Source organism: Promicromonospora umidemergens (assembly GCF_024171995.1).
Classification (GTDB): Bacteria; Actinomycetota; Actinomycetes; order Actinomycetales; family Cellulomonadaceae; genus Promicromonospora; species Promicromonospora umidemergens.
This window is the reverse complement of sequence record NZ_JAMTCT010000001.1, coordinates 528,309-547,564: the sequence shown is the minus strand read 5'-3', so window position 1 is coordinate 547,564 and position 19,256 is coordinate 528,309. Positions and strand designations below refer to the sequence as shown.

The following is a 19,256-nucleotide window of genomic DNA, read 5'->3' as shown; positions in this document are numbered from 1 at the left end:
CGTGTCGGTCCCCGAGCCCGTCTCCAGCCGCCGGGTCGCCCCGGACCCGGCCATCGCGTCCGCCGTCGGGCGTCACCACACCCTGTCCACCGCGATCGCCGACCTGGTGGACAACGCCGTCGATGCCGGCGCCCGCAACATCCTCGTCCGGTTCGTGCTGCACGGCGGGCGCGCCACCGGCCTCCAGATCGTGGACGACGGGTCGGGGATGGACGAAGACGCCATCGACTCGGCGATGGCCTATGCCCGCCGCCGTAGCTACGGGACGGCAGAGCTCGGCCACTTCGGGATAGGGCTCAAGGCCGCTTCCCTGAGCCAGGCCCGCACGCTGGTCGTCTGGTCGCGGCAGGCGGGACGTACCGCCGTCGGACGGCGGCTGCGTCGCGAGTCGCTCGACTCCGGCCCCCTTGTCGAGGCCTTCGGAACCGGCGACGCGGCGACAGCACTCGATAAGGTCGACGCCGGGTTCGCGATGGCCTCAGGGACCCTCGTCGAGTGGCAGGACGTCGATGCGTTCCTGCGCTCCACCGAGGCGATGCAGCAGGGCGTCTGGCTCGAGGACACGATCGACCGCCTCGTCATGCACCTGGGACTCGTGCTGCACCGCATCCTCGCCCGTGGGGAGGTACGGCTCACGATCGAGGAGTACGAGGACGGCTTCCCGGGCGCACCCCGCGCCGTCGGCCCGCTCGACCCGTTCGGCTATCGCGGGACGGAGCCCGGCTATCCGATCGGCCTCGTCGCCGACGTACCCGGTGGCTCCGTCGCGCTCCGCGCCCACCTCTGGCCGGCCACGGAACGCCGATCGCCCGCTTTCCATGTCGGGGACAACGACGGGCAGGGCCTCTACGTCTATCGCAATGAACGCCTGCTCCAGGCCGGCGGCTGGAACGGCCTGGCCCACCGCTCGCAGGATCTCGAGCTCGCCCGCGTCGAGCTGGATCTCGACGCCGTCACCGGGGCTCACGTCACCTTCAACCCGGAGAAGACCGGCGTGGTGCTCGACGCGACCCTGGCCGACGCTGTGCTGAAGGCGCGAGCTGGGTCGGGCCTGTCGTTCGCAGGGTTCCTCGACCGGGCTCGCGACAGCTCGCGGGAGGCGCGTCGACGGCGAGGCCGGCCGATCGCCGTCGTGCCGCCGAGGTTCGGCCTGCCACCCTCGCTCCGCACCGCGTACGCAGAGGCGACCGAGACCGTGCCCGGCGAGGAGCCGTTCGACATCCGCTGGCGAACTTTGCCCCCTGACAAGGTCTACGAGATCGACCGTGAAGCACGGCTCGTCAAGGTCAACGCCCGGTACCGGACCGCGATCGTCGGCGGCCGGAGCAACCGCAACAACGACGCGCCCCTCGTCAAGACTCTGCTGCACCTGCTGCTCGCCAACCACCTGACCAGCACGAAGAACGGGGCACGGATGAAACGGGAGACCCAGGCCTGGCAGGAGCTGGTGCTGGCCGCGGTCCTTGAACAGCAAGCGCAGCTCGACGGCGGGACAGGCCTCCCATGACGGCTCTCCCCCAGCTCAGCCCCGCCACGCTGGACGCGTACCTCTCCGCGAGCGCCACGACCCTGCAGACGGTGTGCAGCTCGCCGGAATGCTTGCTCGCCGTGGACCCGAGCCGGCAGAACCTCGAGCTGTGGACGCCCGACGACGGTACGTTCCCGGACCTGGGACGTTTCGCACGCGTCGGCGTGACGCAGACCGAACGCGACGGTGGTACCTGGAACGTGCTCACGGTGCCCGCCAAGGATCTGCGGTACGAGGCGTACGGGCTGCTGGTCGCCATCATCGAGGCGATGCGCGGCGGCGCCTCGTTCGCTGCGGGGACCAACGCCGCGCTGACGAATCTTCGGGCTCTGCTCATGTCCCGGCCACGGCTCAGCGAGGCGCAGCAGGTGGGCCTCGTGGGGGAGCTCCTCGCTGTCCGGTCGCTCCTGGGCTCATCTGGCCCGCACGACGTTCTGCACTGGTGGCTCGGCCCGCTCGCCGAGCAGCACGACCTTGCGCTCCCGGGGTATGACGCCGAGGTGAAGACCACGCTGTCCGAGCGGCGCAGGCACACCATCTCGGGCACCGGCCAGCTCACCCCGACGCCGGGGCGCCCGTTGTGGCTGGTCTCGGTCCAGCTCACTCGTGGCATGGACGGGGCGTCGCTGCCCGGCTTGGTCCACGACGTACGGCGCCTGGTCCATCGGGACCACCGGTTCGAGGACCATCTCGAGCGCCTCGGCTGGCACGACGAGGATGCCGACCTGTACGAGACCGCCTACGTGCAACGTACGGCACCGACCGCCTACCTCGTCGACACCCGGTTCCCCGCGGTGACGGCCGACCGCCTGCACGCCGTCGTACCGCGTGACGACCTCGTCGACCTGCTGACCTACCGCGTGGACGTGACAGACCTCGATGCCGACGAGCCCGGCGGGCCGCTGACCTCGTTCTTCTTCGAAGGGACCCCATCATGAGCGACCCGGTCACCGACGCTGTCGTTCGCGGTCTGCACGGAATGGAGGGCCACGGGCCCGAGCCTCTGCTCGACGTCGTGACGTTCTACCTGCGCAGGACCGGCGAGACCGTCGGTGTGGCCGACCTCGTGGAGCAGATCACTTCCGACGACCCCAACGGCCCTGCCCGCGTGGAGTTCACCCAGCGGCTCGGCCGATGGGATGCCGCGGATCCCGAAGGATGGGCCGTCGGGACCGTGCCGCACAGCGAGTCACGACGTCGCCGGATCGTGGAGCAGCTCGATCTCGGCACCGATGCCTACGACTGGCTTCTGGCCGCCTATCCCCTCCAGGGCGGCGCGGTCGTCATCGCAGACGAGCTGCCGTGGGACCCCTGGTACACGGACGAGGTCGCCATGCAGCAGTCGTTCTACTGGACTGCGTATCGCGACTATCTCAAGGACGTCAAAGAACTTCCCCCCTCCTCGGTAGCGGACCTTGACGCCACGACCTTCGAGGTGGTGCGTCGCCTGGCCGATCCGATGAGACCGGAGCCGTACCAGTCGAAGGGTCTGGTGGTCGGGCACGTACAGAGCGGCAAGACCGCGCACTTCGCGGGCACCATCGCCAAGGCTGTCGATGCCGGGTACCGCCTGGTGATCGTGCTGACCGGGACCATCGAGCTGCTGCGCGGCCAGACGCAGCGCCGCCTCGACATGGAGCTCGTCGGGCGGGAGAACCTGCTGGGCGGACGCGACCCCGCCGACCCGGAGCAGGCAAGGGACATCGACTACGTCAAGTCGCACGACCGTGACTGGAAGGACGGCCGCTTCGTCAGTCTGGGCGGGCAGCCGCACGACCTGCTGAAGCCCGGTATCCGGCGCCTCACGTCCGCGGACGACGACTACAAGGCCCTGAGGAACGCGCTCGGCTACCTGGACTTCCGGCAGACCGACCATCTGGCGGCCCCCAGCCTCCCGCTCTTCGACCCGAAGAACCTGCCACGCGTCGACGTGCGGCTCGCCGTCGTGAAGAAGAATGCTTCTGTCCTGGCCAAGATCGTCAAGGATCTCAAGGCGATCAGCGCACGCCTCGACGACATCCCCACACTGATCATCGATGACGAGGCCGACGAGGCGTCCGTCAACACAAGGCGGCCCAAGGGGAGCGAAGAGGAAAGGAACCGGACCGCGATCAACCGGCACATCGCCGAGCTCCTGAAGATGCTGCCGCGTGCTCAGTACGTGGGTTACACGGCCACGCCGTTCGCGAACGTGTTCGTCGACCCCGACGACGAGGCAGACATCTTTCCCAAGGACTTCATCGTGTCGCTCACCCCTCCGGCCGGGTACATGGGCGGACGGCAGTTCCACGACCTGAACCGCGACCCGAACGACGAGCCAGAAGCTGACCTGGCGACCTCGAACGAACGGGCGTTCGTTCGAGGGCTGTACGCACCCGCCGACGACGACACCGCGCGCGACGCCGAGCTCAGGTCTGCTCTGGACGCCTACGTGCTCAGTGGTGCGATCAAGCTGTACCGAGCCAGCGCACAGAGCCACCCCGACCGGTTCCGGCACCACACGATGCTGGTGCACGAGAGCCGTCTCCAGGATGACCAGGCCGAGCTGGCGGACGCCGTCCGCCGGGTATGGAAGGAAGCCGGCTACTCGTCGCCGGCCGGCATGCGCAGGCTGCACGAGCTGTGGCGAGACGACTTCGCGGCTGTATCGGCAGCTCGAGCGCCACACGAGGCGTTCCCTGCTGAGTTCACCGCTCTGCGTCCGTTCATCGGTGAGGCCGTAGGCCGCATCTCACGAGGGCGCTCACCCGTCGTGGTGGTCAACGGCGACAAGGACCTGGCCAAGGTGCAGGACCTGCTCGACTTCCAGGCGGACGACGTCTGGAAGATTCTCGTCGGTGGCGCCAAGCTTTCCCGTGGGTTCACCGTCGAGGGTCTGACCACGACGTACTACACCCGCCGCGCCACGTCTGCCTCCACGCTCATGCAGATGGGCCGCTGGTTCGGGTACCGCTCGGGCTATGGCGACCTGGTTCGCCTGTTCATCGGCCGCGCGGTACCGGCTCCCCGTAGCTCGACCGTGGATCTCTACACCGCCTTCGAAGGCATCGTCCGCGACGAGGAAGAGTTCCGCGCGCAGCTCCGTCAGTACCAGGGCGTCGACGAGGGGGGCCGACCGAGGGTGCGCCCGATCGACGTGCCGCCGCTGGTCTACCAGTCCGTTCCCTGGCTCCCCCCGACGGCACGCACCAAGATGTTCAACGCGCGGCTGATGCTTCAGGGTGTCGGCGGACGGGCCGAGGACTTCCTTCGACAGGACGATCGCAGTCCCGCCACCAACGCCGAGCACTTCGAGGCCATGTTGCCCCTGCTCACCGCGGCCGGCTCAGAGGCAGACTTCTTCTCGGTGTCCGAGCAGGAGCCGGACGCCACCAGGCAGGACGGTCTTCCGCCGCATGGAAGCTATCGTGCCCGATACGGAATCGTGAGCACAGACGCTGTTCATGACGCCGTCGCTCGGTTCCACTGGACAGAGAACTACGACTTCACTCCGTCCCTGGAGATGCTCAGCCAGATCGAGGCGGTGCGCACGATCCTGGACTGGCTGGTGATCATGCCGGTTCCGACCACGAGCGGCCATGCCAAGATGACCACACGGTCTGTCTCCGGCCATGACGTGCCGGTCTCCCGTCGCGCTCGTCGCCGCGACCGAGCGGGATTTGTCGGCGCGGACCCGAAGCGACGCGACATTCTCGAGATCGTCGCTGGTGGCCACCGGCTCCGCGCCTGGGGAGACCGGGCCGAGGTGCTGCTGGGCACTGACCGCTTCAAGCACATCGCCGACGACTTGTTGAGCCCGACCAGAGGCGCCATCCTGCTCAACTTCGTCGCTGACGCAAAGGACCACTACGAGCCCGCTCGGCTGCCGAAGCCGGCGGTAGTACCCGGGGATATTGCCACAGTGTTCACCTGGGCCCTTCCCTACCTCGCCGCGCCGGCTGGACGAGTCGCCTTCAGTGTCCGTGTGAAGGGCGCGGGAGCGACAATCGAGCCATCGACCTGAGTTCATGACTCGATCCTTGTACGTGGGGGGCCGCCGCCGGTCGGTTGTCCACAGGCCTGATCCGATCTTCCGGGCCCGCCGGACCACAGTCGCTCACATTCGACGATGCCTGGATACGATGGCGGCATGCTGACCGCGATCGTCCTCATCGACGCCGAGACGTCCCGCATCCCCGAGGTCGCGCAGGAGGTCGCGAACATCGACGGAGTGAGCGAAGTCTTCTCCGTGACGGGCAAGACCGACCTCGTCGCCATCGTGCGCGTACCAGAGCACGAGCAGCTCGCCGGCGTCGTGTCCGACACGGTGAACAAGGTGCCCGGTGTGCAGAACACCGAGACCCTCATCGCCTTCCGCGCCTTCTCCAAGGCGGACCTGGAGCAGGCGTTCGCCCTCGGGCTCGACGACTAGCCCCTCGATCACCAGCCCGACGACGGGCGTGCTAGTCGCTGTGTCGCGGCCCGCCGCCGACAGCGCCTGCGCCGGTCGGCGCCTTCGGCTCGGCCTCGTCGTGCCGGCCGGGCTCGATCTCGTCGTGCCGGCCGTGGGAGTGCGCGGCCTCGACCTCGGCAGGCGTGACAGGTGACACGCGGTCCTCGTAGAAGAACCGGGACAGCTTCTGCCAGCGCCGGTCGGACCGGTACCCCGGGCGCCGCACGCCACGCCCGTCCGTGAGGGGCTGGATCTCCAGCGGCTCCGGCGACTCGTAGCTGACGCGCAGCCAGCGCTCCTCCTCGTCGAGCGGAGTGTGCACCTCGATGTACTCGCCGTTGGCGAACCGCACGATGCGTCCGGACTCGTGGCCGTGCAGCACCAGCTCACGGTCCTTGCGCTGCAACCCGAGGCACACACGTTTGGTGACCCAGAACGCGAAGACCGGCCCCACGAACACGAGGACGCGCAAGGTCCAGGTGATCGCGAAGATGTCGAGCGAGAAGTGCGTGGCGATGAGGTCGTTCGTCGCAGCCAGGGAACACACCACGAACGCGACGATGATCGCCATGCCCATGCCGGTGCGCGTCGGCCGGTTGCGGGGCCGGTCCAGCACGTGGTGCTCCTTGTGGTCACCGGTGACCTTCGCCTCGAGGAACGGCCACCCGAACAGCAGCGTGAAGAGGATTCCCGGGACCACCAGGGCGGGAATCAGCAGGTTCATGCTCAGGGTGTACCCGCCGATGACCCACTCCCAGCCCGGTCCGGGCATGAGCCGCAGCGCGCCGTCGACGAACAGGATGTACCAGTCCGGCTGCGTGCCCGCCGAGACGGGGGACGGATCGTACGGGCCGTAGTTCCACACGTTGTTGATCGCCATCGTGCCGCCCATCAGGGTCAGCACGCCCGCGATGATGAAGAAGTTGCCCGTCATCTTGGCCACGTACACCGGCAGCGCCGGGTAGCCCACGACGTTCTTGTCGGTGCGCCCACCGCCCGGGTACTGGGTGTGCTTCTGCAGCACCATGAGGAACAGGTGCAGTGCGATCAGAGCGATCAGCAGGCCGGGAATCACGAAGATGTGCAGGGTGAAGAGCCGCGGGATGATGTGGTGGCCGGGGAACTCGCCGCCGAACACCAGGATCGACAGCCAGGAGCCGATCACCGGGATCGACTTGACCACACCGTCGATGATGCGCAGCCCGTTGCCGGACAGCACGTCGTCGGGCAGCGAGTAGCCGGTGAAGCCGGCCGCGAGCGCGAGGATCAGCATGACGGCGCCGACCAGCCAGTTGACCTCACGTGGCTTGCGGAAGGCGCCGGTGAAGAAGATCCGGAACATGTGCACCACTATCGAGAACACGAAGATCAGCGCGGCCCAGTGGTGCACCTGCCGCATCAGCAGACCACCGCGCACCTCGAACGACATCTCCACGGTGGAGCTGAACGCCGCCGACATGAGCTGGCCCTCCATGGACGGCGGGTGCTCGCCCTCATAGCGCACCAGCGCCATGGACGGCTCGAAGAACATCGTCAGGAAGAAGCCCGAGGCGATCAGCACGATGAACGAGAACAGGGCGATCTCGCCCAGCATGAAGGACCAGTGGTCGGGAAACACCTTGCGCGCGAACTCCTTGACCAGCACACCGATGCTCGTGCGCTGGTCGAGATAGTCGGCGGCCTTGCCGACGCCGTTCGGACGCTGCTGCTTTGCCACGCCATCACTCCTGGGGTAGGAGACATGTGCCCTGCCAGTAGAACCAGTAGACACCGTGCCAGGTGCTGCCTTCCACCCGGATGACGAACTGGCGGCCTGGTTCGTGACAGGAAAGATCCGGCGCACCCTCGGGAGATGGTCCCCAGGGTGCGCCGGATCTGGTCAGCCGGTCAGGCCGACGGGACGATGAGGCCCGCGGTCTGCGTCTTGGCCCGGCCCAGGCGCTCGGAGACGTTGCTCCAGGACACGAGGTTCCACCAGGCCTTGATGTAGTCCGGGCGCACGTTCAGGTAGTCGATGTAGTAGGCGTGCTCCCAGCAGTCCAGCATCAGGACCGGGGTGAGCGCGAAGGGGATGTTGCCCTGCTGGTCGAACAGCTGAACCACGACCAGCTTCTGACCGATGGAGTCCCAGGCCAGGACGGCCCAGCCGGAACCCTGGACGCCGGCGGCAACGGCGGTGAAGTGCGCCTTGAACTTCTCGAACGAGCCGAAGTGCTCGTCGATCGCGGCAGCGATGTCTCCGGTCGGCTCGCCACCGGCCCCTGGCGCCATGTTCGTCCAGAAGATCGAGTGGTTGATGTGACCGCCGAGGTTGAACGCGAGGTCCTTCTCGATCTTGTTGACGTTTGCCAGGTTGCCCGTCTCGCGGGCCTCCTCGAGCTGCTCGAGGGCAGTGTTCGCGCCCTTGACGTACGTCGCGTGGTGCTTGGAGTGGTGTAGCTCCATGATCTTGCCCGAGATGTGCGGCTCGAGCGCGGCGTAGTCGTAGGTCAGGTCAGGGAGCGTGTAAACAGCCATTGCTGAGGTACCTCCAGGATCGGGCCGCACACCGGACGGTGTGCGGGGGAAGACGCCGTCCTGGTCGCGCGCCGCAGTGGTGCCCGCCGGGACGGCAATGGCCCGTGTCCCCGGCCGCATTCGCGGACCGGGAGACACAGGCCATCGCTTGGTGTCGCAGGTCGCTCAGTGCTCCCGCGAGGTGGTTCCCACGCCGGCCTCGACGGCCTGACGCTCGGAGCCGTTCAGCTGGTCGTGGCCGTTCGGCTCGTCGTGCTCGCCGTGCGAGTGCGCGACCTCCGCCGGGGTGACGGGTGCCACGCGGTCCTCGTAGAAGAACCGGGACAGGCCCTGCCACCGCTTGTCGGCGCCGTAGCCCTTGCGCTTGACCCCTCGCGCGTCGGTCTTCGGGGCGATCTCCAGCGGAGCCGGCGCCTCGTAGTTGACGCGCAGCCAGCGCTCCTGGTCGTCGAGCGGAGTGTGGACCTCGATGTACTCACCGTTCGCGTAGCGCACGATGCGTCCCGACTCGTGGCCGTGCAGCACCAGCTCGCGGTCCTTGCGCTGCAGCCCGAGGCAGATGCGCTTGGTGATGTAGTACGCGAACACCGGCCCGACGAAGAACAGGACGCGGAACACCCACGTGATCGCGTTGATCGACAACGCGAAGTGTGTGGCGATGAGGTCGTTCGACCCGGCCAGGGCCAGGATGATGAACGCCGCAAGGAAGGCGACACCCAGGCCCGTGCGCACTGGCACGTTGCGCGGGCGGTCCAGCACGTGGTGCTCCTTGTCGTCGCCCTTGACCCGCGCCTCGACGAAGGGGTAGACGATCAGGAACGTGAACAGGATGCCGGGGATGACGACCGCCGGGACCAGCACGTTCAGCGGGAGCGTGTATCCGAGGATCACCCACTCCGTGCCCGCGCCAGGCATCAGGCGCAGCGAGCCCTCCAGGAACAGCATGTACCAGTCCGGCTGGGCGCCGGCGGACACGGGCGAGGGGTCGTACGGGCCGTAGTTCCAGACGTTGTTGATCGCCATCGTGGCGCCCATGAGCACCAGCACACCGGCGACGATGAAGAAGTTGCCGGTCATCTTGGCCACGTAGACCGGCAGCGCCGGGTAGCCGACCACGTTCTTGTCGGTACGGCCACCACCCGGGAACTGAGTGTGCTTCTGCAGCACCATCAGGAACAGGTGCAGCGCGATCAGGGCCAGCAGGATGCCGGGGATCACGAAGATATGGAGCGTGAACAGGCGAGGCACGATGTGGTGGCCCGGGAACTCGCCACCGAAGACGAAGTACGACAGGAACGAGCCGATCACCGGGATCGACTTGATCACGCCGTCGGTGATGCGCAGACCGTTGCCGGACAGCACGTCGTCGGGCAGCGAGTAACCGGTGAAGCCGGCGGCCAGACCCAGAATCATCAGGACGATGCCGACGATCCAGTTGATCTCACGCGGCTTGCGGAAAGCGCCGGTGAAGAACACGCGCATCATGTGCACCACGATCGAGGCCATGAAGATCAGCGCGGCCCAGTGGTGGATCTGCCGCATCAGCAGGCCGCCGCGCACCTCGAACGACATCTCCAGCGTCGAGGCGAACGCGACCGACATGAGCTGCCCGTGCATGTTCGCCGGGTGCTCACCCTCGTAGGTCTCGAGCGCCATCGACGGCTCGAAGAACATCGCCAGGAAGAAGCCCGAGGCGATCAGGACGACGAACGAGAACAGGGCGATCTCGCCCAGCATGAAGGACCAGTGGTCCGGGAAAATCTTGCGCGCGAACTCCTTGACGGCGACGCCGATCGAGGTGCGCTGGTCGAGGTAGTCGGCAGCCTTGCCGACGGTCGTCGTCGGCTTGGCCGGTGCCTCACGGTTGGTGTCGTGGGTCGCGGTGCTCACTTCAGGCGCTCCCAGAAGCTCGGGCCGATGGGCTCGGCGAAGTCGTGCTGCGCCACGAGGTAGCCCTCGGAGTCAACGGTGATCGGCAGCTGCGGCAACCGGCGGTTGGCCGGGCCGAAGACGACCTTCGCGCTGTCGGCGATGTCGAACGTCGACTGGTGGCAGGGGCACAGGAGGTGGTGCGTCTGCTGCTCGTAGAGCGCCACCGGGCAGCCCACGTGCGTGCAGATCTTCGAGTAGGCGACGATGCCCTCGTACGACCAGTCCTCGCCCTCGGGCGACTGGTCGGTCAGGAGGTCCTCCGGGTTGAGGCGCACCATCAGGACGACGGCCTTCGACTTCTCCGTGATCCACTCGTGCGTCTCGCGGAACGCCTCGGTGGTCTCCGGGACCACGTGGAACACCGAACCCACGGTGACGTCGGTGGCCTTGATGGGACGACCTGACGGGTCGATCGCGAGGCGCATGCCACGCTTCCACATCGTGTGCTTGAACTTGGAGATGTTCCAGTCGCCGCCCACCGAGCCGATCAGCGGGACGGCGATCGCGAGCGGGAACAGCGCCAGGGAACCGAAGAACGCGCCCTTGAGCATGCCGCGGCGACCGACGACCCCCGAGTCGGCGAGGCCCTCGTTCAGGTCGTTGACCGCGGCCTCGCGGTCCTCGGCCTGCGTCGCGAGCGTGTGGCGCTCCTGCACGTACTCGTGGTCACCCATGAGCGCCTTGGCCCAGTGGATGCCGGCGATGCCGATGCCGAGCAGCGATACCGCGAGGCCGAGGCCGAGCAGCAGGGTCGACAGCCGGACACCCGCCGTCGTGCCGTCCGGCGGGACCATCACGTAGGCCACGATCGAGCCGATCGTGCCGAGGATCGACAGGACGAACAGGAGGGTCACTGTCCGCTCGGCGCGCTTGGCCGCACGGGGATCCGTGTCGGTGAGGCGCTTCTTGTGCTCCGGTACGCCCGGGTCCTGGAACCGCTCCACGGACCCGACGGCGGTACCCGTCTCCGGGGGCACCGTCACGTCGGCGGAGGTGTCGCCCAGGTCGTTCTGGTTCTCGTTCTGGTTCTCGCTCACGAGGACTTCGCTCCGATCCACACCGCTGCACCGATGAGCAGGCCCATGCCGACCACGAACGCCCACAGGCCCTCGGACACCGGTCCGAGAGCACCGAGCGAAGCGCCGCCGGCCGATCCGTCGCGCTGCTCGACGAGGAAGGAGATGATGTCGCGCTTCTCCTCGGGGTTGATGTTCGCGTCGTTGAACACGGGCATCGACTGCGGGCCGGTGAGCATCGCCTGGTAGAGGTTCCGCTCGGACGTGTCCCACAGCGGAGGCGCGAACTTGCCCTCCGAGAGGGCACCGCCGGCGCCCACCGCGTTGTGGCACATGGCGCAGTTGGTGCGGAACAGGGCCATGCCGTTGGACGGGTCACCCAGTGAGGCGTCCACCTGCTCGTCCGTGGGGATGGCAGGGCCGGCGCCCAGCGAGGCGACGTATGCGGCAAGGGCCGCGGTCTGCTCCTCGTTCATCTGCCGCGGCTTCTCCATCGCCTGCAGGCCGTTCATCTGCATCGGCATACGACCGGTCGACACCTGGAAGTCGACGGCAGCTGCGCCGACGCCGACCAGGGACGGCACGCCGTCGGTGCCTTCTGCGTTCGAGCCGTGGCACGTCGCGCAGTTGGCCTGGAACAACTTCTTACCGGTCTCGATGTCCGCGGTGCTGACGGTCTCGGCCTGAGCCGTACTCGGAGCCAGGGCGGCGTAGACGCCGCCCGTGGTCAGCAGCGCCAGCAGCAGAAGCACGACCGGAGCCAACCGGTGGTGCCTGCGGGCGGCGAGTGCCTTCACGAAAATGTCCTCGTCTCGCTGTGAGTGTTTGAGCTTCTCTGTCATGAACCTGTACCACCGCAGGACCACGCCGACACACGCCCCCAGGCGTGGCCGCCACGGGGTCACTGCAGCAGGTAGATCACCGCGAACAGCGCGATCCACACTACGTCGACGAAGTGCCAGTAGTAGGACGTGACGACCGTGGTGGTGGCCTCGTGGTGACCAAAGCGCTTGGCGGCGAAGGAGCGGCCGAGCACGAAGAGGAATGCGATCAGACCGCCGAGCACGTGGAGGCCGTGGAAACCGGTGGTCATGTAGAAGACCGAGCCGTACGCGCTGGACGAGATCGTCAGGCCGTGCCCGATCAGCTCGGCGTACTCGAAGATCTGGCCGCCGATGAAGAACGCGCCCATCACGTAGGTCATCGTGAGCCACTCGTGCATGCCCCACGTCCAGAACTGGTAGAGCTTCCCGGAACGCGACGGCTTGAACTGCTCAGCCTTGAAGACCGCCCACTGGCAGGTGAAGGAGGACAGCACCAGGACGATCGTGTTGATCGTGGAGAAGGTGATGTTCAGCTTGTCCGCCTGCAGCGCCCACTCCTCGGCCGGCATGGTCTGCCGGACCGTGAAGTACATGGCGAAGAGCGCTGCGAAGAACATGAGCTCGCTCGCGAGCCAGACGATCGTCCCGACCGAGACCGGGTTCGGACGATTGACTGTCACGTGCTGGTGCGTGGGGGTGGCTGCAGCCGTTGCGGTCGACACGACAGCCATTATGGCCGACGTTCGAGCGTCCCGAACGCCGAAGCGCCACGGGCGCTCGCGTCGAATCTCACAAAGTCCTTCAAACGTCCTACCTGCGGCGTCTCTTGCTGACGTGATCCGGCAGAGTGCCATGAAAAGAGGGCGGACAGATCTGCCGTGCGAGCAGGGACTGTGCCACGATCGACGCATGACCGGCATGACGACGGATGTGACCAGCGCAGGTGCGGACGGCGTAGCGACGTCGAGCCCGCGAGTCCTCCTGTACAGCGACGACCGCACAGTGCGTGAGCAGGTACGACTCGCCGTCGGCCCGCGCCTGCACGCAGGTGCGCCCGACATCGAATGGACCGAGGCCGCGACCCCCGCCGCGGTGGTGGACAAGGCCGACAACGAGAAGTGGGACCTGCTCGTCCTCGACGGTGAGGCCGACCAGACCGGCGGCATGGGCCTGTGCCGCCAGCTCAAGAACGAGATCTACGAGTGCCCGCCGGTGCTAGTGCTCACCGGCCGTCCGGAAGACGCGTGGCTCGCGTCCTGGTCCCTGGCCGACGGCGTGGCCTCCCGCCCGCTCGACGCCATCAAGGTCCAGGAGGCAGTCGCGAAGCTCCTTGCGGGCACCGCGTGAACCCCGAGGCACCCACCTGGTCCGGCTTGCTCGCCGGACTGATCACCGGAACCGACCTGAGCCAGGCCGAGGCCGGCTGGGCGATGGACCAGGTGATGACGGGCGAGGTCTCCCCCGTCCAGCTCGGCGGATTCCTCGTGGCGCTGCGCGCCAAGGGTGAGACCGTCGAGGAGCTTTCCGGCCTGACCGACTCGATGGTCCGGCACGCGACCCGGATCGACGTGCCGGGACCCTCCGTCGACATCGTCGGCACCGGCGGCGACCGCGCGCACACCGTGAACATCTCCACGATGGCGTCCGTGGTCATCGCGGGCGCGGGCCTGCGTGTGGTGAAGCACGGCAACCGGGCGGCCTCGTCGTCGTCGGGCAGCGCGGACGTGCTGGAGGAGCTCGGCATCCGGCTGGACCACCCGCCGGAGCGGGTGGCGCAGATCGCCCGCGAGGCGGGCATCACCTTCTGCTTCGCCGCTGCCTTCCACCCGTCCATGCGGCACGCCGGCCAGACCCGCAGAGAGCTGGGGGTGCCGACGGCGTTCAACTTCCTGGGGCCGCTCACCAACCCGGCACAGCCGCGCGCCGCCGCCGTCGGCTGTGCCGACGCCCGGATGGCGCCGCTGATGGCCGGCGTGTTCGCCGAGCGCGGCAAGTCAGCGCTCGTGTTCCGGGGCGACGAGGGCTTGGACGAGCTCGCCGCCACGGCGGGCGCCACCGTGTGGGAGGTGCTCCCCGACGCCGAGATGGGCACGATCGTCGAGCACCGCCTCGACCCGGCCGCCGACCTCGGGCTCACGCGTATCAAGGTCGAGGACCTGCGCGGCCACGACGCCGCCTACAACGCTGGGGTCGCCCGCGCGGTCTTCGCCGGCCAGGACGGCCCTGTCCGCGAGACGGTGCTGCTCAACGCGGCGTCCGGCCTCGTCGCCGACGGCACGCTGCCCGGCACCGGCACCAGCTCCGGGACGCTCGTGGAGCGTCTCACCGCCGGGATCGAGCTGGCGGCGCAGGCCGTGGACTCCGGCGCGGCACAGGACGTCCTGGACCGCTGGGTCGCGGCCAGCAAGGGCTGACAGACGGAACGCACGGGCCGGGTACCCGATGGGTGCCCGGCCCGTGCTGTCACCGCAGACCGGTCACCGCTGGACGATCTGGTCCGCCGGAGGCGCCTCGATCGCGAGGTCCTCGCCCCACCGGCTGAACTCGGCCGTCGAGATGAGCTCCTGCCCGTCGACGGTCATGGTGACCGCCACCCGCGCCGGGCGGTCGGACTTGTCCAAGGCGTAGACGGCGGTCATCTCGCCCATCGCGTCCACCATCTCAGGGTCCAGCTGCTCGACCTGCGGACCGGTCACCTTGGCGGGGTCCAGGACCAGGGTGTACAGGTCGACCTCTGTCCCGTTGACGGTGTCCGTCCCGCTCGCCTCGAACGACACGATGCCGTCCTTGAAGCCCTCCAGCTGCGCCCTGGGGTTCGGCACCTCGGACATCGACTGGAGCGAGCTCATAGCGGGGTCGCTCATCAGCTCCTTCTCGGTGGCCTTGACGTACTTGCCATCGGTAGCCTCGCCCACCGAGATGTAGTAGGTGTCGTCAACGACGATCATCGAGAGCCCCTTGTCCTGGACGTCCATGGACGTCGACATCCGGGGCGACTCCGGGTCGCTGGCGTCCACGTCCATCGGAATGGTTGCACCGGCCAGACCCGCGGCCTCGGCCAGAGCGCCACTGTAGGACGACTCGATGTGCATCGTGGTCGCGGACTCCTGTGCGCCGCCGACGCGCTCCACGAACGTCGCCTGCGTCATCTCTGCCGTCTTCGCCTCTGTCGTCTTCGGCTCTGCCGGCTTCGACTCTGCCGTCCCCGGCTCTGTCGTCTCCGACGCAGCGTCCGGCACAGCGGCCGGCGCAGTGTCGTCGGCCGCAGCGCCACAACCCGCCAGGCCGACTGCCAGCAGTCCGGCGGCTGCCAGGGACACGATCCTCTGAGAAATTCGCACTACGTACCTCTCTTGGTCCCGCCACCGTGGGTGCCCTGTGCACACCGGTTTCCGGTTGGCGACCCTCGATGGAATCAGCCGCTCGCACCGCGCGCATACCCAAGGAGTGAAGTAGAGGGTGAAATTCCCAGCGGGCGAGCAAGAGAAAGCCGGCCGGTGCGCCCCAGGGGCACATCGACCGGCTTTCCTGCTCAGCCGGTACCAGGCGTAAGCCAGTCCAGCGTCAGTGCGAGTGGATACCCCGCGAGTACTCGAACACCCAGCCCACCAGCGCGATCACCGCCGCGCAGAAGCCGATGTAGAACACCCACCAGCCCACGGCCAGGCCGAGGAAGCAGATCGCGGCGGAGCCTGCGATCGCCAGCGGCCACCAGCTCCAGGGCGCGTAGACGCCCTGGTCACCGGCAGCGTCCTCGATGTTGCCGTTCGGGTTGTCCTCAGGACGAGCGTCGATGCGCCGGGCCGTCAGGGCCAGGTACGCACCGATCATCGCCACCAGACCGCCGACCAGCGGCAAGCCCAGGAACCCGACGGGCTCCTGCCAGTCGGTCATGTACCCGTAGACCACACCGCACAGGATGAAGAAGGGTGTTCCCCAGAGGAACAGCCGCGCCTCGATCTTCACTTGTCGGTCCCCTCGTCCGGCGTGTCAACGACCGTCGTGCTGCTCTGCTGCGGTGTCCCGCCGCCGTCCGCCGTGCGCTGCTGCGCCTGCGTGTCCTGGCCCCGCCGGTCCGCCTCGCCGTAGATGTTGTCGAGCACGCCCCTGTTGTACTCGGGGTGCTCCATCGCGACGACCTCCGGGTGGTGCAGGTCGAAGGCCGGCGACTCCGAGCGGATGCGCGGGAGCGACGTGAAGTTGTGCCGCGGCGGCGGGCAGGACGTGGCCCACTCGAGCGAGCGGCCGTAGCCCCACGGGTCGTCGACGGTGACCAGCGGCGCCTTGCGCGAGGTCACCAACACGTTCCAGAGGAACGGCAGCGTGGACGCCGCGAGGAGGAACGCGCCGATCGTGGAGACCTGGTTCTCCCAGGTGAAGCCCTCCTGCGGCATGTAGTCCGCGTACCGGCGTGGCATGCCCTCGACCCCTAGCCAGTGCTGGATGAGGAACGTCATGTGGAAGCCGACGAAGAGCAGCCAGAAGTGCAGCTTGCCCAGGCGCTCGCTCAGCATCCGGCCGGTGAACTTGGGCCACCAGAAGTAGAAGCCCGCGAACATCGCGAAGACGACCGTACCGAAGACGACGTAGTGGAAGTGCGCCACCACGAAATACGAGTCCGACAGCTGGAAGTCCAGGGCGGGGCTCGACAGGATGATGCCGGTCAGGCCGCCGAAGAGGAAGGTCACGAGGAACCCGATGCTCCACAGCATCGGCGTCTCGAACGTGAGCTTCCCTCGCCACAACGTGCCGATCCAGTTGAAGAACTTCACACCGGTGGGCACCGCGATGAGCATCGTCATGAACGCGAAGAACGGCAGCATGACCGCGCCGGTCACGTACATGTGGTGGGCCCAGACGGTCACCGACAGGGCGGCGATGGCGATGGTCGCGTAGACCAGACCCGTGTAGCCGAAGATCGGCTTGCGGCTGAACACCGGGAAGATCTCGGACACGATGCCGAAGAACGGCAGCGCGATGATGTAGACCTCGGGGTGACCGAAGAACCAGAACAGGTGCTGCCAGAGAATGGCGCCGCCGTTCTCCGGGTTGAAGATCTGCGCGTCCAGACGCCGGTCGGCGCCCAGCGCGAACAGTGCGGCGGCCAGCGGCGGGAACGCCATCAAGATCAGCAGGCTGGTGACCAGCGTGTTCCACGTGAAGATCGGCATCCGGAACATGGTCATGCCCGGGGCTCGCATCGTGATGATCGTGGTGATGAAGTTGACCGCACCGAGGATCGTTCCGAAGCCCGCCAGGGCGAGGCCGAACACCCAGAGGTCACCACCGAGCCCTGGGCTGAAGGTGGTGCTCGACAACGGCGCGTAGGCGAACCAGCCGAACGACGCGGCGCCCTGCGGCGTGAGGAAGCCCGCGACCGTGATGAGGCCACCGAACAGGTACAGCCAGTAGGCGAACATGTTCAGGCGAGGGAACGCGACGTCGGGCGCGCCGATCTGGAGCGGCATGATCACGTTCGCGAAGCCCGCGAACAGCGGGGTCGCGAACAGCAGCAGCATGATCGTGCCGTGCATCGTGAAGAGCTGGTTGTACTGCTCCTTGCTCTGCACGAGCTGGATGCCCGGCTCGAAGAGCTCCGCCCGGATCAGCAGCGCCATCAGGCCGGCGATGCAGAAGAACAGGAACGACGTGATCAGGTACAGGTACCCGATCGTCTTGTGGTCAGTGGACGTGATCCACTTGATGACGGTCCGGCCGAGCGTCTGGCGCCCGGGCGCCAGGCCCGGGATCAGCTCGGTCGTGGTCGCTGCGGCCATCAGTGCCCAGCCTCCTCTTCCTCGGCGTCAACCGGGCCTTGTGTCCGGGCGAGGTCCATACCGAGCTCGCCGGTCTGTCCCTTCGCCGCCAGCTCCGCCATGTGGGCGTCGTACTCCTCCGCGGACACGACCTTCACGTTGAAGAGCATCCCGGAGTGGAACTCGCCGCAAAGCTCTGCGCACTTGCCGGCGTACGTGCCCTCACGGGTCGGCGTCACCTGGAACGTGTTGGTCCGGCCCGGGATCATGTCCTGCTTGTACAGGAACGCGGGGATCCAGAACGAGTGGATGACGTCACGCGAGTCCAGCGTGAACTCGACGGTCTCGTCCACCGGCAGGTAGAGCGTCGGGAAGGACTGCGAGGTACCGGGCGCGCCGTCGACCTCGTCCTCCTCGGTGACGCTGCCGGGGTCGGCCTCGTGCTCGCCCGAGTCGTAGACGTCCGCGTCGAGATAGTTGAAGTCCCAGCTCCACTGCTTGCCGATGACCTGGATGTGCTCGGTCGCGTTGCCGTCGACGGTGTTGATCGCCGTCACGTCGCGGTCGGTGTACCAGAACAGCACGAGCACCATGATGATCGGCACGGCCGTGTACATGAGCTCGAGCGGCAGGTGGTAGCGCGTCTGGACCGGGAGCTGGTGGTCGTCCTTGCGTTTCCGGTACGCCGCGATGCACCAAAGGATCAGGCCCCAGGTCACGATGCCCACAGCAAGGGCGGCGATCCACGAGCCCACCCAAAGATCGGTGATGCGTCCGGTCTGGTTAGTCACCTCCCCGTCGGTATAGCCGGGCAGGTATCCGCGCTGAACGGAATCACTGGCACAACCGGAGGCCAGGAGTGCGACGCCGACGGCAAGAGCCGACGCGCGCATGATGGCCCGCCGGGTGCGGGTAGGTGGCTGCGAGTGCAAGGGAGGCCTTTCACGTCTCGTCCGGCGCGTCGCACCGGTTTCCTCCCGAGCTCCACGCAGAACCTTCGTCCTCGATGGGTGCAGCCTAGCGCGCTCCGGAGCCGGATGATGCCCGGAGCGGGCCCTCCTGGACGTGATCCTCTCCGCATCCGGGCCGCGCATCGACGCTGTTCAGGACACCGGCCAGGGACGTGTCAGAACGATCCACGTGACGGGCCGACCGCTACGGGTGCGAGGATCAGGCGAAGGACGGCGGAAGCATGCCGTACTCCGCCGTCAGCGCTCGTCGAAGGGTGCTGACCGAGCCGGTGACGAGCCG

Annotated in this window: 16 protein-coding genes; 6 read left to right on the top strand and 10 right to left on the bottom strand. The window is 67.5% G+C overall.

Annotation, left to right across the window (positions count from 1 at the left end):
- Position 1: 1 nt before the first annotated feature.
- The 4 genes from APR04_RS02595 (at position 2) to APR04_RS02580 (ending at position 5,939) form a co-directional block, all read left to right on the top strand.
- Entirely contained in the window at positions 2-1,507 is a 1,506-nt protein-coding gene (locus APR04_RS02595; RefSeq protein ID WP_253867642.1) for an ATP-binding protein, read from the top strand.
- Positions 1,504-2,466, top strand: a complete 963-nt coding sequence (locus tag APR04_RS02590) for a PD-(D/E)XK motif protein (RefSeq protein ID WP_253867640.1) — start codon at positions 1,504-1,506, stop codon at positions 2,464-2,466. The genes APR04_RS02595 and APR04_RS02590 overlap by 4 nt, the downstream gene beginning before the upstream one ends.
- Positions 2,463-5,531, top strand: a complete 3,069-nt coding sequence (locus APR04_RS02585; RefSeq protein ID WP_253867637.1) for a Z1 domain-containing protein — start codon at positions 2,463-2,465, stop codon at positions 5,529-5,531. The genes APR04_RS02590 and APR04_RS02585 overlap by 4 nt, the downstream gene beginning before the upstream one ends.
- Positions 5,532-5,657: 126 nt before the next feature.
- Positions 5,658-5,939 carry an Lrp/AsnC family transcriptional regulator gene (locus tag APR04_RS02580; RefSeq protein WP_253867636.1) on the top strand — a complete coding sequence of 94 codons (282 nt, stop codon included), beginning with the start codon at positions 5,658-5,660 and terminating at the stop codon, positions 5,937-5,939.
- A 31-nt stretch (positions 5,940-5,970) separates the two neighbouring features.
- Here APR04_RS02580 and qcrB (APR04_RS02575) read toward each other — a convergent pair whose 3' ends face one another.
- From qcrB (APR04_RS02575) to ctaE, 6 genes are all read right to left on the bottom strand, one after another.
- Positions 5,971-7,677 carry a cytochrome bc1 complex cytochrome b subunit gene (qcrB, locus tag APR04_RS02575; RefSeq protein ID WP_253867633.1) on the bottom strand — a complete coding sequence of 569 codons (1,707 nt, stop codon included), beginning with the start codon at positions 7,675-7,677 and terminating at the stop codon, positions 5,971-5,973.
- Positions 7,678-7,847: 170 nt separating this feature from the next.
- The gene (locus APR04_RS02570; RefSeq protein WP_253867631.1) at positions 7,848-8,477 is read right to left on the bottom strand and encodes a superoxide dismutase; all 630 of its coding nucleotides are present in this window, start codon (positions 8,475-8,477) and stop codon (positions 7,848-7,850) included.
- Positions 8,478-8,642: 165 nt separating this feature from the next.
- A complete protein-coding gene (gene qcrB, locus APR04_RS02565; protein ID WP_253867629.1) occupies positions 8,643-10,367 on the bottom strand; it encodes a cytochrome bc1 complex cytochrome b subunit in 1,725 nt (574 codons plus the stop codon).
- Positions 10,364-11,446 (bottom strand): cytochrome bc1 complex Rieske iron-sulfur subunit, encoded by a 1,083-nt coding sequence (qcrA, locus tag APR04_RS02560; protein ID WP_372496055.1) that lies wholly within the window; start codon positions 11,444-11,446, stop codon positions 10,364-10,366. The genes qcrB (APR04_RS02565) and qcrA overlap by 4 nt, the downstream gene beginning before the upstream one ends.
- Positions 11,443-12,222, bottom strand: a complete 780-nt coding sequence (gene qcrC / locus APR04_RS02555) for a cytochrome bc1 complex diheme cytochrome c subunit (protein WP_253867627.1) — start codon at positions 12,220-12,222, stop codon at positions 11,443-11,445. Before qcrC ends, qcrA begins: the two co-directional genes overlap by 4 nt.
- Before the next feature lie 104 nt (positions 12,223-12,326).
- On the bottom strand, positions 12,327-12,980 hold the full coding sequence (ctaE, locus tag APR04_RS02550; RefSeq protein ID WP_253867625.1) for an aa3-type cytochrome oxidase subunit III: 654 nt from the start codon (positions 12,978-12,980) through the stop codon (positions 12,327-12,329).
- Positions 12,981-13,158: 178 nt separating this feature from the next.
- On the opposite strand from ctaE, the gene APR04_RS02545 reads away from it, so the two are divergent.
- Positions 13,159-13,596, top strand: a complete 438-nt coding sequence (locus APR04_RS02545; RefSeq protein ID WP_253867624.1) for a response regulator — start codon at positions 13,159-13,161, stop codon at positions 13,594-13,596.
- The gene (trpD, locus tag APR04_RS02540; RefSeq protein WP_253867623.1) at positions 13,593-14,663 is read left to right on the top strand and encodes an anthranilate phosphoribosyltransferase; all 1,071 of its coding nucleotides are present in this window, start codon (positions 13,593-13,595) and stop codon (positions 14,661-14,663) included. Before APR04_RS02545 ends, trpD begins: the two co-directional genes overlap by 4 nt.
- 63 nt (positions 14,664-14,726) lie before the next feature.
- On the opposite strand, the gene APR04_RS02535 is transcribed toward trpD, so the two are convergent.
- From APR04_RS02535 to ctaC, 4 genes are all read right to left on the bottom strand, one after another.
- The gene (locus APR04_RS02535; RefSeq protein ID WP_253867621.1) at positions 14,727-15,569 is read right to left on the bottom strand and encodes a hypothetical protein; all 843 of its coding nucleotides are present in this window, start codon (positions 15,567-15,569) and stop codon (positions 14,727-14,729) included.
- A gap of 244 nt (positions 15,570-15,813) precedes the next feature.
- On the bottom strand, positions 15,814-16,215 hold the full coding sequence (locus APR04_RS02530; protein ID WP_253867619.1) for a cytochrome c oxidase subunit 4: 402 nt from the start codon (positions 16,213-16,215) through the stop codon (positions 15,814-15,816).
- The gene (gene ctaD, locus APR04_RS02525; RefSeq protein WP_253867617.1) at positions 16,212-18,026 is read right to left on the bottom strand and encodes an aa3-type cytochrome oxidase subunit I; all 1,815 of its coding nucleotides are present in this window, start codon (positions 18,024-18,026) and stop codon (positions 16,212-16,214) included. The genes APR04_RS02530 and ctaD overlap by 4 nt, the downstream gene beginning before the upstream one ends.
- The gene (ctaC, locus tag APR04_RS02520; protein ID WP_253867615.1) at positions 18,026-18,937 is read right to left on the bottom strand and encodes an aa3-type cytochrome oxidase subunit II; all 912 of its coding nucleotides are present in this window, start codon (positions 18,935-18,937) and stop codon (positions 18,026-18,028) included. Before ctaC ends, ctaD begins: the two co-directional genes overlap by 1 nt.
- Positions 18,938-19,256 lie beyond the last annotated feature (319 nt).